The sequence below is a fragment of the Prosthecobacter sp. GW821-HT29F12 genome (assembly GCF_058803405.1).
Genome location: NZ_CM179517.1, coordinates 1,347,311 through 1,364,882, shown reverse-complemented (window position 1 = coordinate 1,364,882; position 17,572 = coordinate 1,347,311). Strand labels below are relative to the sequence as shown.

15 protein-coding genes are annotated in these 17,572 nt (G+C 60.5%); 13 read left to right on the top strand and 2 right to left on the bottom strand.

Annotated features, from left to right (window positions below; all coding sequences use genetic code 11):
• The first annotated feature begins 106 nt into the window (after positions 1-106).
• The 12 genes from AC3RLQ_RS05740 to AC3RLQ_RS05685 all read left to right on the top strand — a co-directional run bounded on the left by AC3RLQ_RS05740 (position 107) and on the right by AC3RLQ_RS05685 (position 15,871).
• Positions 107-7,816, top strand: a complete 7,710-nt coding sequence (locus AC3RLQ_RS05740) for an SDR family NAD(P)-dependent oxidoreductase (RefSeq protein WP_493035180.1) — start codon at positions 107-109, stop codon at positions 7,814-7,816.
• Positions 7,789-9,147 carry a condensation domain-containing protein gene (locus tag AC3RLQ_RS05735; RefSeq protein WP_493035179.1) on the top strand — a complete coding sequence of 453 codons (1,359 nt, stop codon included), beginning with the start codon at positions 7,789-7,791 and terminating at the stop codon, positions 9,145-9,147. The genes AC3RLQ_RS05740 and AC3RLQ_RS05735 overlap by 28 nt, the downstream gene beginning before the upstream one ends.
• A gap of 8 nt (positions 9,148-9,155) precedes the next feature.
• Positions 9,156-10,112, top strand: coding sequence for a fatty acid desaturase family protein (locus AC3RLQ_RS05730; protein ID WP_493035177.1), 957 nt, complete (start codon positions 9,156-9,158; stop codon positions 10,110-10,112).
• Between the two features lie 64 nt (positions 10,113-10,176).
• Positions 10,177-10,851 carry an ABC transporter ATP-binding protein gene (locus AC3RLQ_RS05725; RefSeq protein WP_493035175.1) on the top strand — a complete coding sequence of 225 codons (675 nt, stop codon included), beginning with the start codon at positions 10,177-10,179 and terminating at the stop codon, positions 10,849-10,851.
• A gap of 1 nt (position 10,852) precedes the next feature.
• On the top strand, positions 10,853-11,968 hold the full coding sequence (locus tag AC3RLQ_RS05720) for an ABC transporter permease (protein ID WP_493035174.1): 1,116 nt from the start codon (positions 10,853-10,855) through the stop codon (positions 11,966-11,968).
• 21 nt (positions 11,969-11,989) lie between these two features.
• The gene (locus AC3RLQ_RS05715; RefSeq protein ID WP_493035172.1) at positions 11,990-12,739 is read left to right on the top strand and encodes an outer membrane lipoprotein-sorting protein; all 750 of its coding nucleotides are present in this window, start codon (positions 11,990-11,992) and stop codon (positions 12,737-12,739) included.
• A gap of 20 nt (positions 12,740-12,759) precedes the next feature.
• The gene (locus tag AC3RLQ_RS05710; protein ID WP_493035170.1) at positions 12,760-13,080 is read left to right on the top strand and encodes a hypothetical protein; all 321 of its coding nucleotides are present in this window, start codon (positions 12,760-12,762) and stop codon (positions 13,078-13,080) included.
• Positions 13,081-13,189: 109 nt separating this feature from the next.
• On the top strand, positions 13,190-13,552 hold the full coding sequence (locus AC3RLQ_RS05705; RefSeq protein ID WP_493035168.1) for a bactofilin family protein: 363 nt from the start codon (positions 13,190-13,192) through the stop codon (positions 13,550-13,552).
• A gap of 2 nt (positions 13,553-13,554) precedes the next feature.
• Positions 13,555-13,992, top strand: a complete 438-nt coding sequence (locus AC3RLQ_RS05700; protein WP_493035166.1) for a response regulator — start codon at positions 13,555-13,557, stop codon at positions 13,990-13,992.
• Positions 13,993-14,037: 45 nt separating this feature from the next.
• Positions 14,038-14,535, top strand: coding sequence for a hypothetical protein (locus AC3RLQ_RS05695; RefSeq protein ID WP_493035164.1), 498 nt, complete (start codon positions 14,038-14,040; stop codon positions 14,533-14,535).
• 44 nt (positions 14,536-14,579) lie between these two features.
• Complete coding sequence (locus AC3RLQ_RS05690; protein WP_493035162.1) at positions 14,580-14,843, top strand: hypothetical protein; 264 nt, start codon at positions 14,580-14,582, stop codon at positions 14,841-14,843.
• 68 nt (positions 14,844-14,911) lie between these two features.
• Positions 14,912-15,871 carry a YihY/virulence factor BrkB family protein gene (locus AC3RLQ_RS05685; protein WP_493035161.1) on the top strand — a complete coding sequence of 320 codons (960 nt, stop codon included), beginning with the start codon at positions 14,912-14,914 and terminating at the stop codon, positions 15,869-15,871.
• Here AC3RLQ_RS05685 and AC3RLQ_RS05680 read toward each other — a convergent pair.
• Positions 15,868-16,227 carry a hypothetical protein gene (locus tag AC3RLQ_RS05680; RefSeq protein WP_493035159.1) on the bottom strand — a complete coding sequence of 120 codons (360 nt, stop codon included), beginning with the start codon at positions 16,225-16,227 and terminating at the stop codon, positions 15,868-15,870. The genes AC3RLQ_RS05685 and AC3RLQ_RS05680 overlap by 4 nt on opposite strands.
• A gap of 15 nt (positions 16,228-16,242) precedes the next feature.
• On the opposite strand from AC3RLQ_RS05680, the gene AC3RLQ_RS05675 reads away from it, so the two are divergent.
• Entirely contained in the window at positions 16,243-16,440 is a 198-nt protein-coding gene (locus AC3RLQ_RS05675; protein WP_493035157.1) for a hypothetical protein, read from the top strand.
• A 375-nt stretch (positions 16,441-16,815) separates the two neighbouring features.
• Here AC3RLQ_RS05675 and AC3RLQ_RS05670 read toward each other — a convergent pair whose 3' ends face one another.
• Complete coding sequence (locus AC3RLQ_RS05670; protein WP_493035155.1) at positions 16,816-17,538, bottom strand: response regulator; 723 nt, start codon at positions 17,536-17,538, stop codon at positions 16,816-16,818.
• Between the last annotated feature and the right edge of the window lie 34 nt (positions 17,539-17,572).

Here is a 17,572-nt window from a genome sequence, read left to right as displayed (position 1 = left end):
TAAACACCCCGATGCCATCATGAGGCAAATTCCTCATTTTTTGTCACTCCATCAAGGCCAAGCCGCTTCGCAGTTCCGAATTAGCCGAAGTAGAAAAACTTATCTTATGGAAACAAACAGTAACGAAGGTATCGCGATCATCGGCATGGGCTGCCGCTTTCCAGGCGGGGTCAACGACGCGGAGTCATTTTGGAAAGTACTCACTGAGGGCCGCGATGTGATATCTGAAGTACCCTCCACCCGCTGGAACGTCGAACGTTTCTATGATGCTGAACCAGGAGTCGTTGGAAAGACCATCGCCAAGCGCGGCGGCTTCATTGATGGCATCGATCAGTTTGATCCGCAGTTCTTCGGCATCTCACCACGCGAGGCCCCTTACATTGACCCGCAGCAGCGCCTTCTTCTCGAGACCGCCTGGGAGGCCATTGAAGACGCAGGCCTTGTGCTGAATCTGGAAAAGGGCACGGACATCGGCGTTTTCGTCGGCATCTCGCACAATGACTACCAAGGCATCCAGCACACCTCCACGGATCGCAGCGGCATCAGCGCGCACACACCCACCGGCAGCGCGCACAGCATCGCTGCCAATCGCATTTCCTACTGCTTCAATCTCCATGGCCCCAGCCTCGCCATGGACACCGCTTGCTCCTCCGCATTGACAGCGGTGCACGTGGCCTGCGAGCACCTCCTGTCCGGCCGCTGCAAAACCGCCATGGCCGGCGGCGTCACCGTGATGATCAATCCGGACGGCTTCATCGGCTTCTCACAGGCAGGAATGCTATCTCCTGATGGGAAATGCCAGGCCTTCGACGCCGCCGCCAATGGCTTCGTGCGCGGTGAAGGCGCGGGCATGGTGCTGCTCAAGCGGCTGGAAGATGCGCTCAATGACGGCGATCCCATCCAGGGTGTGATCATTGGCACCGCCATCAATCAAGACGGCCACACCAATGGCATCTCCCTGCCCAGCGGCGAGGCGCAGGCCCGCCTCGTGTGCGATGCCTGCGACAATGCGCAGATCGATCCTTGGGAGATCGGCTACGTCGAGGCCCATGGCACCGGCACCGCCGTGGGAGATCCCATTGAAGCCCATGCGCTCGCAGACGCTCTCTGCACGGATCGCGCACCCGACAATCCCCTCGTCATCGGCTCCGCCAAGACAAACCTCGGCCATCTGGAAACAGCCGCTGGCGTCGCCGGTTTGATCAAAGCAGTGCTCGTGCTCAAGCACGGTCAAATCCCCGCCAGCCTGCATTTCAACACGCCAAATCCCAACATCGATTTTGAAGGCCTCAAGCTGCGCGTCCCCACCAAGCTCGAACCCTTTGCCGGCACACCAGGAAAGCGCATGGCCGGGGTCAATTCCTTTGGTTTCGGCGGCGCCAATGCCCACACCATTCTCAGAGAGCCGCCACCTCCACCCCAGCGCGCCCTGCTCAGTTGCAACAATGATCGCGCATGGCCGCTGATGCTCTCCGCACGCTCGGAGGCCGCGCTGCGCGCTAACGCCTGGCGCTTGAGCACCTGGCTCGAAGACCATTCACACATGAATGGCAGCTCCCCGCTGCTGCCAGACATGACCTACATGCTCGGTGCCCGGCGCAATCACCACTCGCATCGCCTCACGCTGACCGCACGCACCATGGCCGAGGCCGTGCAGGAGCTCCATGCCTTCTCCACCGGCCAGCCCGGTCCGAAACTGCGCACCGCCTTCACGCCACGGCGTGAGCATCCCGCCCGCGTGGTCTTCGTCATGAGCGGTCAGGGCCCCCAGTGGTGGGGCATGGGCCGCGAACTCATGAAGCATGAATCGGTGTTTCGTCGCATGATCGAGGTCTGCGATGCCGCCATCAAACCCTGGGCTCGCTTCTCACTCATCGAAGAACTCGCACGGGACGAAAACACATCGCAGATGCAGCGCACCGAGATCTCGCAGGTGGCCATCTTTGCCATGCAGATGGGACTCGCAGAACTATGGAAGTCATGGGGCGTTCGACCAGCCGCAGTCATCGGTCACAGCGTGGGCGAAGTCGCCGCCGCTTGTGTCGCAGGCATCCTCACCTTGGAGGAAGCCGCGAAGATCATCGTGCATCGCGGACGCTTCATGGATGAATGTGAAACCCATGATGGCACCATGCTCGCCGTCGGCACCTCGCCAGATGAGGCTCGCGCCGTCATCGCCCGTCATGGCCGCACCGTGAGCATCGCCGCGTTCAATGGCCCGCGCTCGCTGACATTGTCGGGTCCCCGCTCAGAGCTGAGCGCCATCGCCGCTGAGTTGGAGTCCCAGGGCGTCTTTGCTCGCTTCCTGAAAGTGAGCCATCCCTTCCATCATGCGCTCATGCAGCCTGCCGCAGATGCTCTCAGTAAAGTGCTGGCAGATCTCTTGCCTGCGGCGGAAACCGTGCCCTTCTTCAGCACGGTCACAGGCCGTCGCATGGATGGCGTGGACTGCACCGCAGACCATTGGTCCGGCGGCGTGCGGCAGCCGGTGGAGTTCGCTGCTGCAGTCGGTGCCGTGGCCGAGTTTGGCGCGGATGTTTGGCTGGAGCTCGGCGCCCACCCTGCCCTCGTGCGTTCCATTCAGGAATGCCTGGGCGATCATGCGGCCAAGCAGCCCATCCTCGCTTCCGTGCGTCGAGAACGCGAACACGAATCAATCCTGGAAACCGCCATGGATCTTCATCTCGCGGATGTGGCTCTCCACTTTGCCGCCATGACGCCCTCGCGCCGCATCCTCACCCTGCCCACCTACGCGTGGGATAAAAGCCAGTGGTGGCATGAGTCAGCCGAAGTGCGCGAAGGCCGCCTCTCTGCCGGTGGTCGTGGCCTTCTTGGCGTGCGCACCGCACGCGCCACTCCCACCTGGGTCGCCCGTCTGGACAGCCGCCACATGGCCTTCCTCAAAGACCATCGCGTGGAAAATCTCGTCGTGTTCCCTGCCGCAGGCTTCGTCGAGATGGTGCTGGAGGCCGGTGTGCAATACTTCGAAGGCAGACCCTTTGCAGTCGAGGATTTTGAAATCCGCAAGCCTCTCATCGTCCCGGATCCACCCTCAGGTCTTCAGCTCGAACTCTCCTACGATCCAAACGAGCGCACCTTCCAGATTCAAAGCCGTTTTGACAACACCGCCTCATGGTCCGTGCACGTCGTCGGCTCCATGCGTGGCGAACGTGTCGAATCCCCGTTTGCCTCCTCCACCTGGAATGATGAATCACCCTCCTCTCTGCCAGAGATCCAGGTGGACGCCTTCTATGAACACATGAGCGACATGGGCCTTCGCTACGGCGAAGAGTTCCGCCCCATCCGCGAGCTCTCCGCCGGAGACGGCAGATCCACCGGCAAGGTCACACTGTCGGAAGCCATCTCGCACCGCGCTCCAGATTACCCGCTGCATCCCGTGCTCTTTGACGGCGCGCTGCAGATTTTCTCCGCCGGAGCCGCCACCGTGGAAGGTCGCACTGCTGGCATGCGCCTGCCCGTGCGTTTTGCGCGCATCGTGTTCCTGCGTTCACCCGGTGCCTCCGGTTTTGTGAAGGCAGGTGTGAAAGTAGCCAATGACGAACTCGTCGAAGGCGGGATCGATCTCTATGATGAAACCGGCAAACCCTGCGTCCGCATCGATGGCTTCCGCGCCATCAGCGTCGAAGGCGCGCGCCGCTCCAGCAAGACCGGCAAAGGCCGCGATCTCATCTATCACGTCGCGTGGGAGCGCACCCCCGCTGCGGAAAAACCCGCGCCGCTGCAGCCGCTGCCACTGGCTCGTCTGCATGAGGCCGCACAGCACGCGTTGGATTCAGCCTTGGACATGCGCGGTCGTGAAAATCTGCAGGACGCCAGCGCGGCTGTGGATGCACTCACCGCCGCCCATGTCGCCAGCGCCTTGAGTGAAATGGGCGCAGAGGGCGTGTTCACCGCCGAATCCCTCGGCGTCGCAGCATCCATGCGTCCGGCCTTCTATCAGTTGATGGCTGACTTCGTGCACCTTGGTCTGCTCATCCCCGTGGAAAATGGCTATCAGCCCACGCCTGCATTCTTCACCACGGCGGATTCTACGGCGGCACTGTTTCGCTCCACCCTGGCCGCGCATCCCGGCCATTTGCCAGACGCGCTTCTCAGCGAGATCGCCAGCGCTGAGCTCGGGTCCATCCTGCGCGGGGAGAAAGACGCCGTGCAGGTCCTCTTCACCGGAGCCGGAGCAGATCTCCTGGATCAGTTTTATGGAGACGGCCTCTTCTCCAGCACCTGGCTCGCAGCCATCGCCAGCGCCGTGGAGGAGGCCGCACGTCATCTTCCCGAAGGACGCGGACTGCGCATCCTGGAGATCGGTGCCGGCACCGGTGGCCTGGCCTCACAGTTGCTGCCGCTCATCGAGCGCGGACTGCACACCTACGTCTTCAGCGATGTCTCCGCAGGGTTCTTCCCCAGCGCAAAGCAAAAGCTCGCCGCCTTCCCCGAAGTTGAATACAAGATCTTCGATCTCGAAAAATCCGGCGCAGAGCAGGACCTCGATGCAGGTTCCTTTGATCTCATCCTAGGCTCCAATGTCGTGCATGCCGTGAGCGATGTGCGCACCGCGCTGCGCCACCTTCACACTCTTCTCACACCGGGCGGCACATTGATGTTTGTTGAAGTCGCCACGCCTCATCTTTGGTTAAACGCCGTCTTTGGCCTCACCAGCGGCTGGTGGCGCTTCACAGATCGCGCTCTTCGTCCGCACCATCCGCTGCTGCATCGCCCGCAGTGGGAAAAAGTGCTTCAAGAAGCAGGCTTCAGCGAGACCACGTCGCTCCCCGGCCTGCTGCGCCAGGAGGGCGGAGAAAGCCTCATCGGCCTTCTCGCCCGCAAGGAATGGATCACTCCGAAACTGCCGACGCCGGCAGATCTGGAACCGCAGGCGGAAAAATCATGGCTCGTCCTCGCGGATCGCGGTGGCGTCGGTGATCGCCTCGCCACTGAGCTGCAGCTCCACGGCATGCGCTGCCGCATCGCTTATCGGGGCAGTTCGTTTGACACGGACACCACCGATGTCTTCATGCTCCGCGCCGAATCACCCGAAGATTGGACCCGTCTCTTCGAAGCCTGCTCTGATGAACCGCCTGAGCGTTTCGTCTGCCTGTGGAACCTGGATGAAACCCTGCCTGGCTCCGGTCCGGAGGCCGCTCATCTCGGCACGGATGCTCTCTTCCATCTTGCCAAGGCCCTCGAAAGCCTGAGCCCGAATGTGAAGCGGCATGTGGATCTCGTGACTCGTGGCGCGCAGACCGTGGGCAGTCAGCCACAGCCGGTGTCCATGGCGCAGACAGCCGCCGTCGGCCTGATGCGCGTGGTCGCCAATGAGCATCCCCAGCTCATCTGCCGCAGCATTGATCTTCCTCCCGCCGCCTCCGCCGCAGACAGCCGCATGCTCTGGAACGAGCTGCTGCAAACAGATCCAGAACGCGAAGTCGCCTTCCGTGGGGAGGGCCGCTACGTCCGCCGCATCGGTCGCGGACTGCCACAGCGCGAGCAGACGCTCGATGTCTCCGTGCCGCTCCGTTTGGAATCCCGCGAACGCGGTCTGCTGGATGCCCTGCGCCTCAGCCCCTTTGCCATGCCAGAATGTGCCAGCGGTGAAGTGCTGATCGAAGTCCGCGCCGCAGGCATGAACTTCCGCGATGTGCTCAAGGCTCTCGCTCTTTATCCTGCCGAGACCGCAGACGCTCGCATCTTTGGCGATGAAGTCGCCGGCATTGTCAAAGCCGTCGGCAGCGCTGTCACGCATGTGAAGCCGGGAGACAAGGTCTTTGGTCTCGCCGTCTTCGGTCTCGCCACGCATGCCCTGGCACGCGGTGGCGATGTTCGCCTCATGCCTGAGTCGCTCTCCTTTGAAGCCGCAGCCACTCTCCCAGTGGTGTTCATGACTTCATGGCACGCACTCAAAACCGTGGCGCATCTGCAGAAGGGTGAACGCATCCTCGTCCATGCAGGCGCAGGCGGCGTGGGCATGGCCGCCATCCAGATTGCGCATCACCTCGGTGCGGAGGTCATTGCCTCGGCTGGCAGCCCCGCCAAGCGCAAGCTGCTCAAGGACATGGGCGTCCGCCACGTCATCGATTCACGTCGTGCCGACTTCGCCGAAGCCGTCATGGACATCACCAACGGCAAAGGCGTGGACGTCGTGCTGAACTCTCTTGCGGCGGAGGCCATTCCCATGGGCCTCTCCTGCCTGGCTCAGTTCGGCCGCTTCATCGAGATCGGCAAGCGGGACATCTATCAGAACTCCCGCATCCCTCTCTGGCCCCTGCGGAAAAACTCCTCCTTCCATGTTGTGGCCATGGATGCCATCTTCAGCGGCGACGAGGAGCAGACTCGTCAGATTCTGCAGACCGTCTCCTCGCTGGTTGATCAGGGCTCGCTTCATGCGCTGCCCTTCCGCTCCTTCCCCGCCTGCCGCCTGGATGCCGCCTTCCGCCTCATGGCGCAGGGCAAACACACCGGCAAAGTCATTGTGTCATTCCCTGACCCCTTTGTGCCTCGGCGCTCGGAGCCGCTGATCCCGGGCTTCGCGGTCCAGCCAGATGGTGCCTACCTCATCACCGGCGCCTTCGGTGGTTTCGGCAAGGTGCTGGCCGGTTGGCTGGCCGACTGCGGCGCCCGTCATCTCGTGCTCACCAGTCGCAAAGGTGCCACCACTGCGGATGCCGCAGCCTTCGTGGATAGCCTGCGCGGACGCGGCGTGGAAGTTCAGGTGGTCGTCGCAGATGTCGGCTCTGCCGCCGATGTGAAGCGGATCTTCCAGGAGATCAATGCAGCAGGTCACGAGCTCAAAGGCGTGTTCCATCTGGCCATGGTGATCGATGACGCGCCCATGGCTTCCCTCAACCGTGAGCGCATGCTCAGCGTGCTGGAGCCGAAAGCCTATGGTGCCTGGCTGCTGCATGAGGCGACCAGCAGTCTGAAGCTGGATTGCTTCGTCATGTTCTCTTCCGTTTCCAGCATCTTTGGAAATCCGGCTCAGGCCAACTACGCCGCCGCCAATGCCTTCCAGGATGCGCTGGCGCATCACCGCCAGGCCGCCGGTCTGCCCGCCCTGGTCATCAACTGGGGTGCTCTCGGAGGTGAGGGCTACGTGGCGCGCAATGAACGTGTCGCGGAATTCCTCGCACGTCAGGGCACCACCGCTCTGTCTCCCCGCGAAGTCGTCGGTCTCTTGGAAACCTTCCTCGCCACCGGTGCCACGCAGGCCATGGCTCTGCGCGTGGACTGGGCCAAGTGGCGGCAGTCTTTCCGCAGCAGCCAGGAAAGCCCCTTGCTGGAGCGCATTTTCGCCGCAGGTGTCGAAGGCACTGAATCCAGCGGCACAAAGAGCGACTGGCGCCGCAAGATCGAATCCGCCGCGCCCGAAGAACGCACCGAAATCGTCGGCCATGCCGTGCGGGATGTGGTGGGCTCCGTGCTGCGCGTCAAACCCGAAGGCTTGCGCGATGACCAGCCGCTCACGGATCTCGGTCTGGATTCCTTGATGGCCGTCGAAATCGAAAACTCGATTGAAAGCGCCATCGGTGTCGCACTCCCGCCTGCCAGCCTGATGCGCGCGCGCACGATCGGTCAGATCGTGACATTGATTGCCGAGCATGTCGGTGGCACCGCAGCAGCCCCGGCGGCACCTGCTCCATCTGCAGAACCGATCGCTGCCGAAAATGTGGATCTGGAGGCGCTCTCTGATGAGGAGATCGACCGGCTCCTGGATGATGAAGCGGCCCATGAAGACATGGCACCGCAGTGGAACCCCGAGCCTGAAACACCCGAATGTCCCAAGAAACTCGAACACGCCTGAAGCAGTGGCTTGAGAATGGCGAAGCACGCCTTCAGCCGCTGACATTGCCCCAGCGGGAATTGTGGGAGGCATCCCCTGTTCCTCCGGGGGATGTGGCCAACCACATCTGCGCCTTGATCAATGTGCGCGGCCCCATCACCCAGCAGGGTTGTGAGGCCGCCGTGCAGAAGGTGGCGGACCGTCAGGAGGTGTTTCGTCTCTCATTTCTCCCCGGCAAAACCCAGCCGATGCAGCTCATCCGCAAAACCAGCCGGCAGACCATCAAGTTTCGCGAGCTCTCATCAGCACAGCAGCACCCGGAGGCCATTGAAGAAATGGCGCAGGAGATTTTCCGCAGGCCTTTCGACATGGTCGGCGGGCCGCTCTACCGCTACGAAGTTCTCCGCCGCTCGGCGGATGACCATGTGCTCGTGCTGGCGATTCATCATGCCATTGCGGACGGCTGGACCGTGGGCGTGTTCGTGCAGGATCTCTTTGCCGCCTACATGATGGATCTGCGCGGCATCGCTGGCGGGCTCTCACCCGTGCCGCTTTCCTACACGGACTGGGGTGCCGCCGAGCGCGCCTTCTGGCAGCCGGCACAATTGGAACCTCGCAGCGCCTTTTGGAAGGAGCGTCTGGAAAAACTCACCCTGCTATGGGATCCACCCACCAGCCCCGCGGCCCTGTCAGGAATACGCCAGCGCTGGGTGTCCTCGGCTCCGGCCACAGTCGGCCGTGCCGTGCGTGAACTGGCCAAACGCCATGGCACCACGCTCTTCAGCACGCTCCTGGCCGCGTTTCAGGTCACCCTGTCCAAATGGACCGGCAAGGATGACATCCTCGTGGGTACCCCCGTGGCCAACCGCACCAAACAAGCCGTCAGGGAGACCATGGGCTACTGCGCTGGTATTGTGCCGCTGCGCGGTCGCATTGACCGGGACAAGACCTTCTCGGAGCGGCTGCGCACCGTCCATGAGTCCACCATCGACTCCTTTGCCAATGCCATGCCCTTTGCCGAACTGGTGAAGGATCTGGGCGTGACGACCAGACCCGGATGCAATCCCCTTTTCCAGGTGCGTTTCGCTTTGCAAAACCATCCTGTTCCTGACATCTCCGTGAACGGCATGTCGCTCAATCTGCAGATGCGTTCCACCGGCACCTGCCGCTTTGACCTCGCCTGTGAGGTCACGGAAGAAGGCGAAGCCCTGGAAGTCGTCTGGCTCTTTCGTCCGGATCAGTTTTCCCTGGAAGACATCCATTCTCTGCACCGCATGTATCTCGGTGTCCTGATGAGCGTTTGCAGCTCCCCGGAAATCCTGACCGCCGCACTCATGACAACCGCCCTGTGATGAGTCCCATGCAAACCAGTGACAGCCTCATCGAACCGCACGAGCCTCATTGGCTGAGTCGTTCGGCGTTTCAAATTGTCGTCATCCTCTTTTTCATCACGGAAATCGCGCTGGCGGTGGTCTTGCAGCGCGGTGAGCCGCTCTGGCTGGCCCTGCCTTTTGTCCTGCTCGCCAGCCATTTCATGCACGGCGCAGCGGTGGGTTTTCATGAGGCCACGCATGGCCTGCTCAGGCGCAACCGGAGCTTGAATGAGTTTGATGGTGTCTTGCTCGGCGTGTTCAGCTTCATGAGCTTCAGCCTCTACCGCGCCGCGCATCAGCTTCACCACATGCACCTGGCCACGGAGCGTGACGAGGAGCTCTGGCCCTTCGTCCATCCGGACAAGCCGCGCTGGGTCCGTGTGCTCGCCGCCGTGGCGGAGCTCACGTTCGGCCTGGCCTTCCTGCCGTGCTTGTTCCTGCGGATTTTCCTGCGCGCCGGATCACCCATTCGCAGCAAAAAAGTGAGAAAACGCATCTGGCAGGAGTTGGCGCTGATTGTCGTCGTGTGGACGCTGATCTTCGCAGCGGTCGCGTACTGGGATGCATGGCGCTACTTTATCTGGATGTATCTCGTGCCCGCATGGCTGGCCGCCAATCTGCAAAGCTGGCGCAAGTACATCGAGCATGTCGGCCTTCTCGGCAGCACCGCCAACAGCTCCACTCGCAGCATCGTCGCACGCGGATGGCTTGGCAGACTCGTTTCGTTCACGCTCCTGCATGAGCCTTACCACGGCCTGCACCACATGCATGCCGGACTGCCTCATGCGGAGCTGCCGCAGCTCGCCGCAGAGCTGCAGCCCCGCGCCGCCGAAGATCATCCCCCCTTCCCCAGCTACACGCATGCCCTCGTGCATTTGTTCCGCAGTCTGGCGGATCCACGCGTGGGGGCGCAATGGCGCAAAACTCATTCAGCTCGTTCTTGAAATGATCCCTCCTCCCTTTCCCCCCTTACAGCCTGCGGTCTACGACAGCACTCCTTTATCAGGCATGGATTGCGTGTTCACGGCGGCGGAACTGACCAAGGAATTTGATGACGGCAGCGTGCAGGCCCTGCGCGGCGTGGACTTCCGCATCCAGCCGGGTGAGTTCGTCGCCATCATCGGCCCCAGCGGATGTGGTAAAACGACCTTGCTCCAGATGCTCGGTGCGCTCGACCATCCCAGCTCAGGCACCTTGCACTATCGTGAGCAGTCGGTTCCAGACCTGCCAGATCCAGCAGCCTATCGCGCCCACGAAATCGGTTTTATTTTTCAGGCCTTTCATCTGCTGCCCACCTTCACCGCTTTGGAAAATGTGCAGATGCCGATGCTCGAAACCCACCTGTCTGCCGCCGAGCGCCGCAACCGCGCGGTGACTCTTCTCAAGTCCGTGGGCCTGGAACATCGCATTCATCATTTCCCCGCCAGGATGTCCGGTGGTGAACGCCAGCGCGTCGCCATCGCCCGCAGTCTGGCCAATGGTCCCTCCGTTCTCCTCGCAGACGAACCCACCGGCAATCTCGACAGTGAAAACTCGGCTCTCATTCTCGAACTCCTCATCCGCCTTCATCAGGAGCAGAAGACGACGCTGGTGCTGGTGACGCATGATCCCTCCATCGCCCGTCGGGCCTCCCGCACCATCCAGATGAAGGACGGGCGCATCGTTGCCGACAACACCCGCTGACATGACTTTTTTCACCATCATCGTGCGTGGACTGTGGCGCCGCCCTGTGCGCACCGGATTGACGCTTGTGGGCATCGCTGTCGGCATTGCCGCCGTCGTGGCGCTGGTCGGCATCTCGCGGGGCTTTGAAAAAAGCTGGGGCGCTGGAGCCAAGGAACGCGGCATCGACATCGTGGTCAGCACTCTGAGCAGCGGACTCACTCCGAAACCCTTCAGCATGACCGTGCGCGACCGCATCGCCAGCATGCCGGAAGTCGCTGCCACCTGCTCGGTGTTTGTGGATCTGACGAGCGTGGAAAGCGCATCCATGATGATGGTCTCTGCCCGCGAGTGGGGCGGCTTCTCCTGGAACAACCTCAAGCTGATCTCAGGCCGCATGCCAAAGGATGCCATGGAGCCCGCCGTGGTCCTGGGCCAGACAGCAGCGGAATCCCTCAAGAAAAAAATCGGCGATCCTCTCCAGCTTGAATCCAAAGAACTGACCGTCGTCGGTATCGTGGATGGGGGTGCACTGGTGGAAAACGGCTCCGTCGTGCTCTCCCTCCCATTGTTTCAGGACATCACGGGCAATCAGGACAAGATCAACATCCTCGACGTGCGCTCCGCTCTTGAATTGAACGAGGACGGCATGAAAAAGCTCTGCGAGAAGATCAACCGCCTTGTCCCGGAAGCCAAGGCCGTGATCGCAAGCGAGCACATTAGCAACAGCGAGGCTTCTCGTTTCATCCGCGCCATGAGCTGGGGCACTTCACTGCTCGCAGTGTTCGTCGGCGTTCTCGGCGTCATGAACACCATGCTGATGACCGTCTTTGAACGCAGGCAGGAGATGTGCATTCTCCTCGCCATCGGCTGGAAGCGTGGCCGCATCACCCGCATGATCTTGTGGGAGTCCGCGCTGCTCGGCCTGCTGGGCGGCAGCGTGGGTGTGATCATCGGCTGCCTCGGCGCGAAGATGCTGGAAAGACTGCCATCCGTTCATGGACTGCTGGAGCCCGATCTGAGCCTGCAACTGATCGTCACCTCCGTGATCCTTTCTGTCGTGGTCGGCGTGATCAGCGGCCTCTACCCCGCCTGGCGCAGCTCACGCCTCACCCCCAGCCTCGCCCTCCAAGGCTGACTTTTTTGCCGAATCCGACACATGAAAACGCTCTTCGTCCTTATCGCCTGTACGCTCACTGCCGCCGCCGACCCCGCCACCGATCTTGCCGCACAGCTCAACGCCTTGCAGCAGGATGGCACTTCATTCATCCGCCTGAAGATGGAATTCCAGCAGACAACGCTGCAGGTGCAGATCAAACAACGCCGCACCCAGTCCACCACCGAAGTGGTCTATCAAGTCCTCTGGCCCAAAGAACGCGCTGGAGAAGGTGTGCTTTTGCGCAAGACAGCGAATCAGGCTGCATCAGGCGCCGTTTTTGTGCCGCCTGACACCACAAGCACGCTCACCTCCGCCCAGATGAAGGAGCCGCTGCTGGGCAGCAGCCTCTGCTACGCCGACGTTCTGGAAAACTTCTTCGCCTGGGAACACCAGGCAATTGTTGGCAATGAAGTGCTGGATCGTGCAAACTGCGTTGTCCTCGAATCCAAACCCGGCAAGAGTGACCGTTCCGTTTATTCCTCCGTCCGCACCTGGGTGGACTCACGCCGCCTAGTGCCACTTCGCGTGGAAAAATACGCCTTCTCCGGCCAGCTCGCACGCCGCATCGACACCACTCGCGTCGTCACCAATAACGGTCATGCCATCCCAGCCAACATGACGGTTCATGATGCCCAAAAAAACTCCACCACCGATCTGGACGGCTCGAACATCAAGCGAGGGGTGATCTACGATGACGCCACTTTTACCAAGGAAGGTCTGAGGCAGACCACTGCACCGCGCACACCTTGAACAGCTAAACCACTCATTCCGTGACTCTTATGCTGCATGTGATCCAGCTGCTGCTTCCGCTCTACACGCAGGACCAGCCGACAACTCCGGCGGATCTTCTGCATGCCATGGTCAAAACGGAGCTGACGCGATACTTTGGCCGTTGCATCACCCATACGCGCTCCCCATCAGGAGGCCTGTGGCTGGCCGGCCCGCTGGGGAGAAGGGATGAGGTTGTGATTTACGAAGTCATGCCCCGTTTGCTGGATGCCCAATGGTGGGACTGGTATCAGGAGGTGCTCGAAGCCCGGTTTCACCAGAAAGAGGTGATCATACGTGCCCTGCCGTTGATGAGTTTGTGAGTGTTTTAGAAAACCACGATTTCGTACGGCCAGAAGGCGCAACGCTCGCGTAATCTCCGCAACTGAGCGGTGCAGCCAGTCATCCCTCATGTGACCTAGAATGACCTCGATGAACCACCTTTCTACGCATGTTGAGATCAAGGGCTCTCTCACGTTTTCACAGGAACTCCTGCTGGAAGGCAGAGTGGAGGGGGACGTGACCTCCACGGCTGCGCTCACCATCGGCGAGAAGGCCTTTGTCAAAGGCACGATCAAGACGCGCAGCATCGTCGTCAGCGGTCGAGTGGAAGGAAACATCACTGTCCAGGAGCGCTGCCAGGTGAAATCCACCGCCACCATCCTTGGCAACATCACCGCCGCCACCTGCTCCATCGAGGCAGGGGCGGTGTTTTGCGGTCATTCACAAGTCCGGGCACCCGCAGCAGCAGCAGCAGCCAACCCTCCACCGAACAAGCCCCCCCGCACCGCTTGAACATGCCAGTCACTGCGTCGACGTCTTCTCCTCTCAATCCACCCAATGCGCGACTACGTCTCGCCGTGGTGGATGACCACGCCATCATCCGCGGTGTGTTTGTGACGCTCGTGGAAGATGCGCCGGACATGATCATGGCATGGACGGCCTCCTCCCTGGCCGAGGCAGCGGACAAACTTCGTTGGGACATCCCCGATTTCCTGGTGGTCGATGTCGGTCTGCCGGATGGCAATGGGTTTGATTTCACCGTGGAAACCTTGAGCCGTATACCGCAATTGCCCGTGTTGATCGTATCCGCCAAGGAGGATCACAGCTTTCCGGGACGTGCAGCCGCTTGCGGAGCCAGAGGTTTCATTGCCAAGGAATCATCACTCGAGCAACTGGTGGATGCCGTGAACACCATCCAGCAGGGGGGCAAATGGTTCCCTGCCGCCGAGTAAAACACGGCACACACAACCACTCGGGCGTTCGGCCACGATTCTTAGATGATGCAAACCGAACTCGCAACTCTCGCACATCGAACGGATCTGATAGATCTGGCGACATTTGACAACCAAAGGGCCGCAGAACTCTTTTGTCAGTATTTGGAGGATCACGGCATTGAGACCTCGCTCTATGACGAAGGAGACCTGCAAATGTTCGTGTTCCTGACCAAACCGGGAGCGAATCTGAAAGTGCAGGTGAATGAAGAAGACTATGCCGAAGCCGTGACCTGCCTCATTGAATTTGAGAAACAGAATCCGCAGCTGCTTCAGTACGTTTATTCCTGCCCGGACTGCGGCTCCTTTGCAGTCGAATATCCGCAGTTCAGCCGGAAGTTTGTCACGCCGCTGTTCTTGGAATGGTTGAGCAATCTGGGGCTGTTTCCCAAGCAGTGCTACTGCCGGAAGTGCCATTCCACCTGGACGAAGGCCCGCGTCTTCCAGATCAATCCACGGCACCTGGAATGGAATCCGGACATCTCCGTTCCTCCCCCCGCCTGACAGCGGATGCCCGGCGTTCGCAACCTCCCAAATCCCCGCACGCTATGAACCCTCACTTAATTCCCAGCTACCTGCACACGACCGAACTGGCGGCCGATGCCATGATCAGTGAAGGCGGTGCCATCCGGCAGCCCTCCAAGCGAGACGCTGAAGCAGCGTACGCGCGTCTCAGCAAACCCTGCGGCTGGCACTTCCATTTATGGAATGAATGGGTGCACAACCCCGTGGCCATGTTCTGGACGGGTTTTGCCACCGGTCTCGCAGTCGCCCTGCTTGAACGCGCGAACCACCCGAACACGCGGGCATGACCGGAGGGAAGACAAAGCAGGAGCGCGCCGCACTCTTCCAACTGAACTCCGTGGTGCGCGGACATCTTGTGTCTTGGCGACGCACCTCCGCCGTGTTTTTAGCCAGGCATCCATTGCTGGGATGGGTGAAACGTGTTGTGCAGATGTTCTGGGTGGCGGGACTGAAGTTTTTCAACATCGACGCCGAGCAGCGTGCGGCCGCATTTGCCTACTACGCCTTTTTTGCGCTGTTTCCGCTCCTCCTTCTTTTCGTCATTCTGGGTTCCCAAATCTGGGACCATGCCACGGTGGTGAACTACATCATCGACAATGTCGGGCAATACCTGCCCTTCAACGCCACCGACCGGCATACGGTGGACAACGCCATCCGCACCATTGTGGATGCCCGTGGAAGCGTCAGCACTCTGGCCATGCTGGGTTTGGTCTGGAGCGCCTCCCGCTTTTTCCACAGCATGGTCCGCGGGGTGAACAGCGCCTGGGACACGATTGAGCACCCTTGGTGGCAGCTGCCTCTGCATAGCCTGATGCTGCTGGCCTTGGTGGCGAGCGCGCTTTTCATCGGGATGCTGGTGCCGCTGGTCCTGGAAAATCTTCGGCACACGTCGCTGGTGCCCTTGCGAATGTTCAGCGGCCCTCTTGAGATTGTGATCTGGTGCGCGCCGTCGCTGGTGCTGTTTTGCGGCCTGAGCGTGTTCTTCAAAATCTCTCCGCGCCGACGCACCCAGTTTTCTGAAGTCGCGTTCGCCGCTTTTCTGACGACCGTCCTGCTGCAGGTCTGTCGTCGTCTCTTTGAGCACTATGTGTATGACCTGAGCAACTTCAACACGGTCTATGGTGCGTTCGCCGTGGTGATTGTTCTGCTGATGTGGATCTACCTTTCCGGGGTCATCATCATGTACGGCGGCTGCTTGTGCGCCGCCCAGGCCAGCGTGTTCGGCATTTCCAGGCGGCAGCCAGGGAAGCACGGCCGGCGTATCCTCGGTCACTGGGCGCGGAGGAGAAAACAGCTCCGCCGTGAGGGCTTTTAAATCCGCCCAAGCCGGGTAATGAACTGCTGCAGCCGCTGCAACAGGGGTTCTTTGACCTCACGCGCAGAACCGGCCAGAAATACCACGCGGTAGCCATTCATGTGGTCCCATGCATCCGGGTTCCATTGGTCATCAAACACCAAAGTCCTGCCCTCTTCACAGAGAAACATCTGATTGGCCACCTGAAAGCGCAGCTCTTCACTAGGTTCAGGCAATAGGCGGTCCTGATCCGAACGCAAAATGCCCGCCCAGGTGACTTGGAGAGAAGAAACTTTATGGCGGCGTGAGAACACGGCGGCAGCGTCTTTGGAAATCCTGCCGAGCTGCTGTGCGGTCGTTGTGAAAAGTCTGCTCATGCCATCGGTCCATAGATGAAGGCTGCCCGCAGCTGCCGTGCTCTGGAGGGTGTTTTCACCTGGGTGCTGGGTCATGTTCATGATCTTTTTTTGAGTTTAATGGCTGGCTTTTCATCCCGTCTGTTCCCGACACCATCGTTTCCTGTCGTCTGCCTGGATGCCAGAGCGGTCGAAATTCCGAGGATTTGCCTCAAAAAAAAAACCGCCCATTGATGGACGGGTTCGAGGACTATGGAGCCAAACTGACGGAGGCTCGTCATCGGCACAGGCCAGCCCTGCGGATGTATGGCCAATGCGGGCAATCCCGCTGCTTTTCACTTGGGGAGACAACCGGAACAGGTGCCATTTTTTCGCCACCCTTCCCCGCCCAGCCCTGATGCCTCATTCAGGTGCAAAGCACGTACGTTCCCGACAAAAAAGAGTCCTGACCAACAGAAGAGTCAGTCAGGACCAAAGGCATTTCGGTTGCTCAGTCCATCGCTGGTCGAGCTGCTTTTCACGCCTCACAGATCTATCGCAGGAGCCTGGAAAGCGGATGGGTTTTCTCTCACAAATCTACCGGGCTCGCCAACATCCGTGAAGATGGGTTTAGAGATTGGCCTCGCCATTGACCCATTCGACAGCGGCGCGCACCAGTTCAGGGGCGGTCTTCAACTGGAGCTTTTCTTTGATGTGCGCGCGGTGGGTTTCCACCGTCTTGACGCTGAGGAAGAGCGTGCGTGCAATTTCACGAGTGCCACGCCCCTCACCCACGGCGCGGAAGACTTCGATCTCGCGGTCGCTGAGCTGTTCGACGGTGGAAGAGCCGACATGGGTGGAGCGGCCATTCAGGAAGGTGTCAAGCAGGCGACCGCCAATGGCTTCACTGAGATAGATGCCGCCGCTGAGAACGCGCCGGATGGCATCGATGACCTTTTCGGAGGGCGCGGCTTTCATCACATAGCCGCGGGCTCCGGCGCGCAGCGCGCGTTCGGCGTAAATGCTCTCGTCATGCATGGAAACCATGAGGGCGGGCAGGCTTGGATGCAAGGCACGGATGGACTTCATCAGTTCGATGCCATTGGTGCCCTGGATGGACAGATCCAGCACAACGATGTCTGGCTTGAGCTCCTCCACGGCGCCGAGGGCCTGGGCGGCGGAGCAAATTTCTCCGCAGACGTGGAGATCAGGCTCATGATTGATGAGCTGGATGATGCCGTTGCGAAAGATGGGATGGTCATCCACGATCAACACCTGCCGCTTGGCCTGCTCAAAAGCCGGCTGCTGGACGGTGGCGGGGATGGGGGTGGATTTGGAAGCTGTTTTCGCCATATGAACGAGTGGGTGAGATCAGGAGAGGATCATG

Coding starts and splice junctions, on each gene's coding strand:
- AC3RLQ_RS05740 (WP_493035180.1), top strand. CDS start 107: ATGGAAACAAACAGTAACGAAGGTATCGCGATCATCGGCATGGGCTGC.
- AC3RLQ_RS05735 (WP_493035179.1), top strand. CDS start 7,789: ATGTCCCAAGAAACTCGAACACGCCTGAAGCAGTGGCTTGAGAATGGC.
- AC3RLQ_RS05730 (WP_493035177.1), top strand. CDS start 9,156: ATGCAAACCAGTGACAGCCTCATCGAACCGCACGAGCCTCATTGGCTG.
- AC3RLQ_RS05725 (WP_493035175.1), top strand. CDS start 10,177: ATGGATTGCGTGTTCACGGCGGCGGAACTGACCAAGGAATTTGATGAC.
- AC3RLQ_RS05720 (WP_493035174.1), top strand. CDS start 10,853: ATGACTTTTTTCACCATCATCGTGCGTGGACTGTGGCGCCGCCCTGTG.
- AC3RLQ_RS05715 (WP_493035172.1), top strand. CDS start 11,990: ATGAAAACGCTCTTCGTCCTTATCGCCTGTACGCTCACTGCCGCCGCC.
- AC3RLQ_RS05705 (WP_493035168.1), top strand. CDS start 13,190: ATGAACCACCTTTCTACGCATGTTGAGATCAAGGGCTCTCTCACGTTT.
- AC3RLQ_RS05700 (WP_493035166.1), top strand. CDS start 13,555: ATGCCAGTCACTGCGTCGACGTCTTCTCCTCTCAATCCACCCAATGCG.
- AC3RLQ_RS05695 (WP_493035164.1), top strand. CDS start 14,038: ATGATGCAAACCGAACTCGCAACTCTCGCACATCGAACGGATCTGATA.
- AC3RLQ_RS05690 (WP_493035162.1), top strand. CDS start 14,580: ATGAACCCTCACTTAATTCCCAGCTACCTGCACACGACCGAACTGGCG.
- AC3RLQ_RS05680 (WP_493035159.1), bottom strand. CDS start 16,227: ATGAGCAGACTTTTCACAACGACCGCACAGCAGCTCGGCAGGATTTCC.
- AC3RLQ_RS05675 (WP_493035157.1), top strand. CDS start 16,243: ATGAAGGCTGCCCGCAGCTGCCGTGCTCTGGAGGGTGTTTTCACCTGG.
- AC3RLQ_RS05670 (WP_493035155.1), bottom strand. CDS start 17,538: ATGGCGAAAACAGCTTCCAAATCCACCCCCATCCCCGCCACCGTCCAG.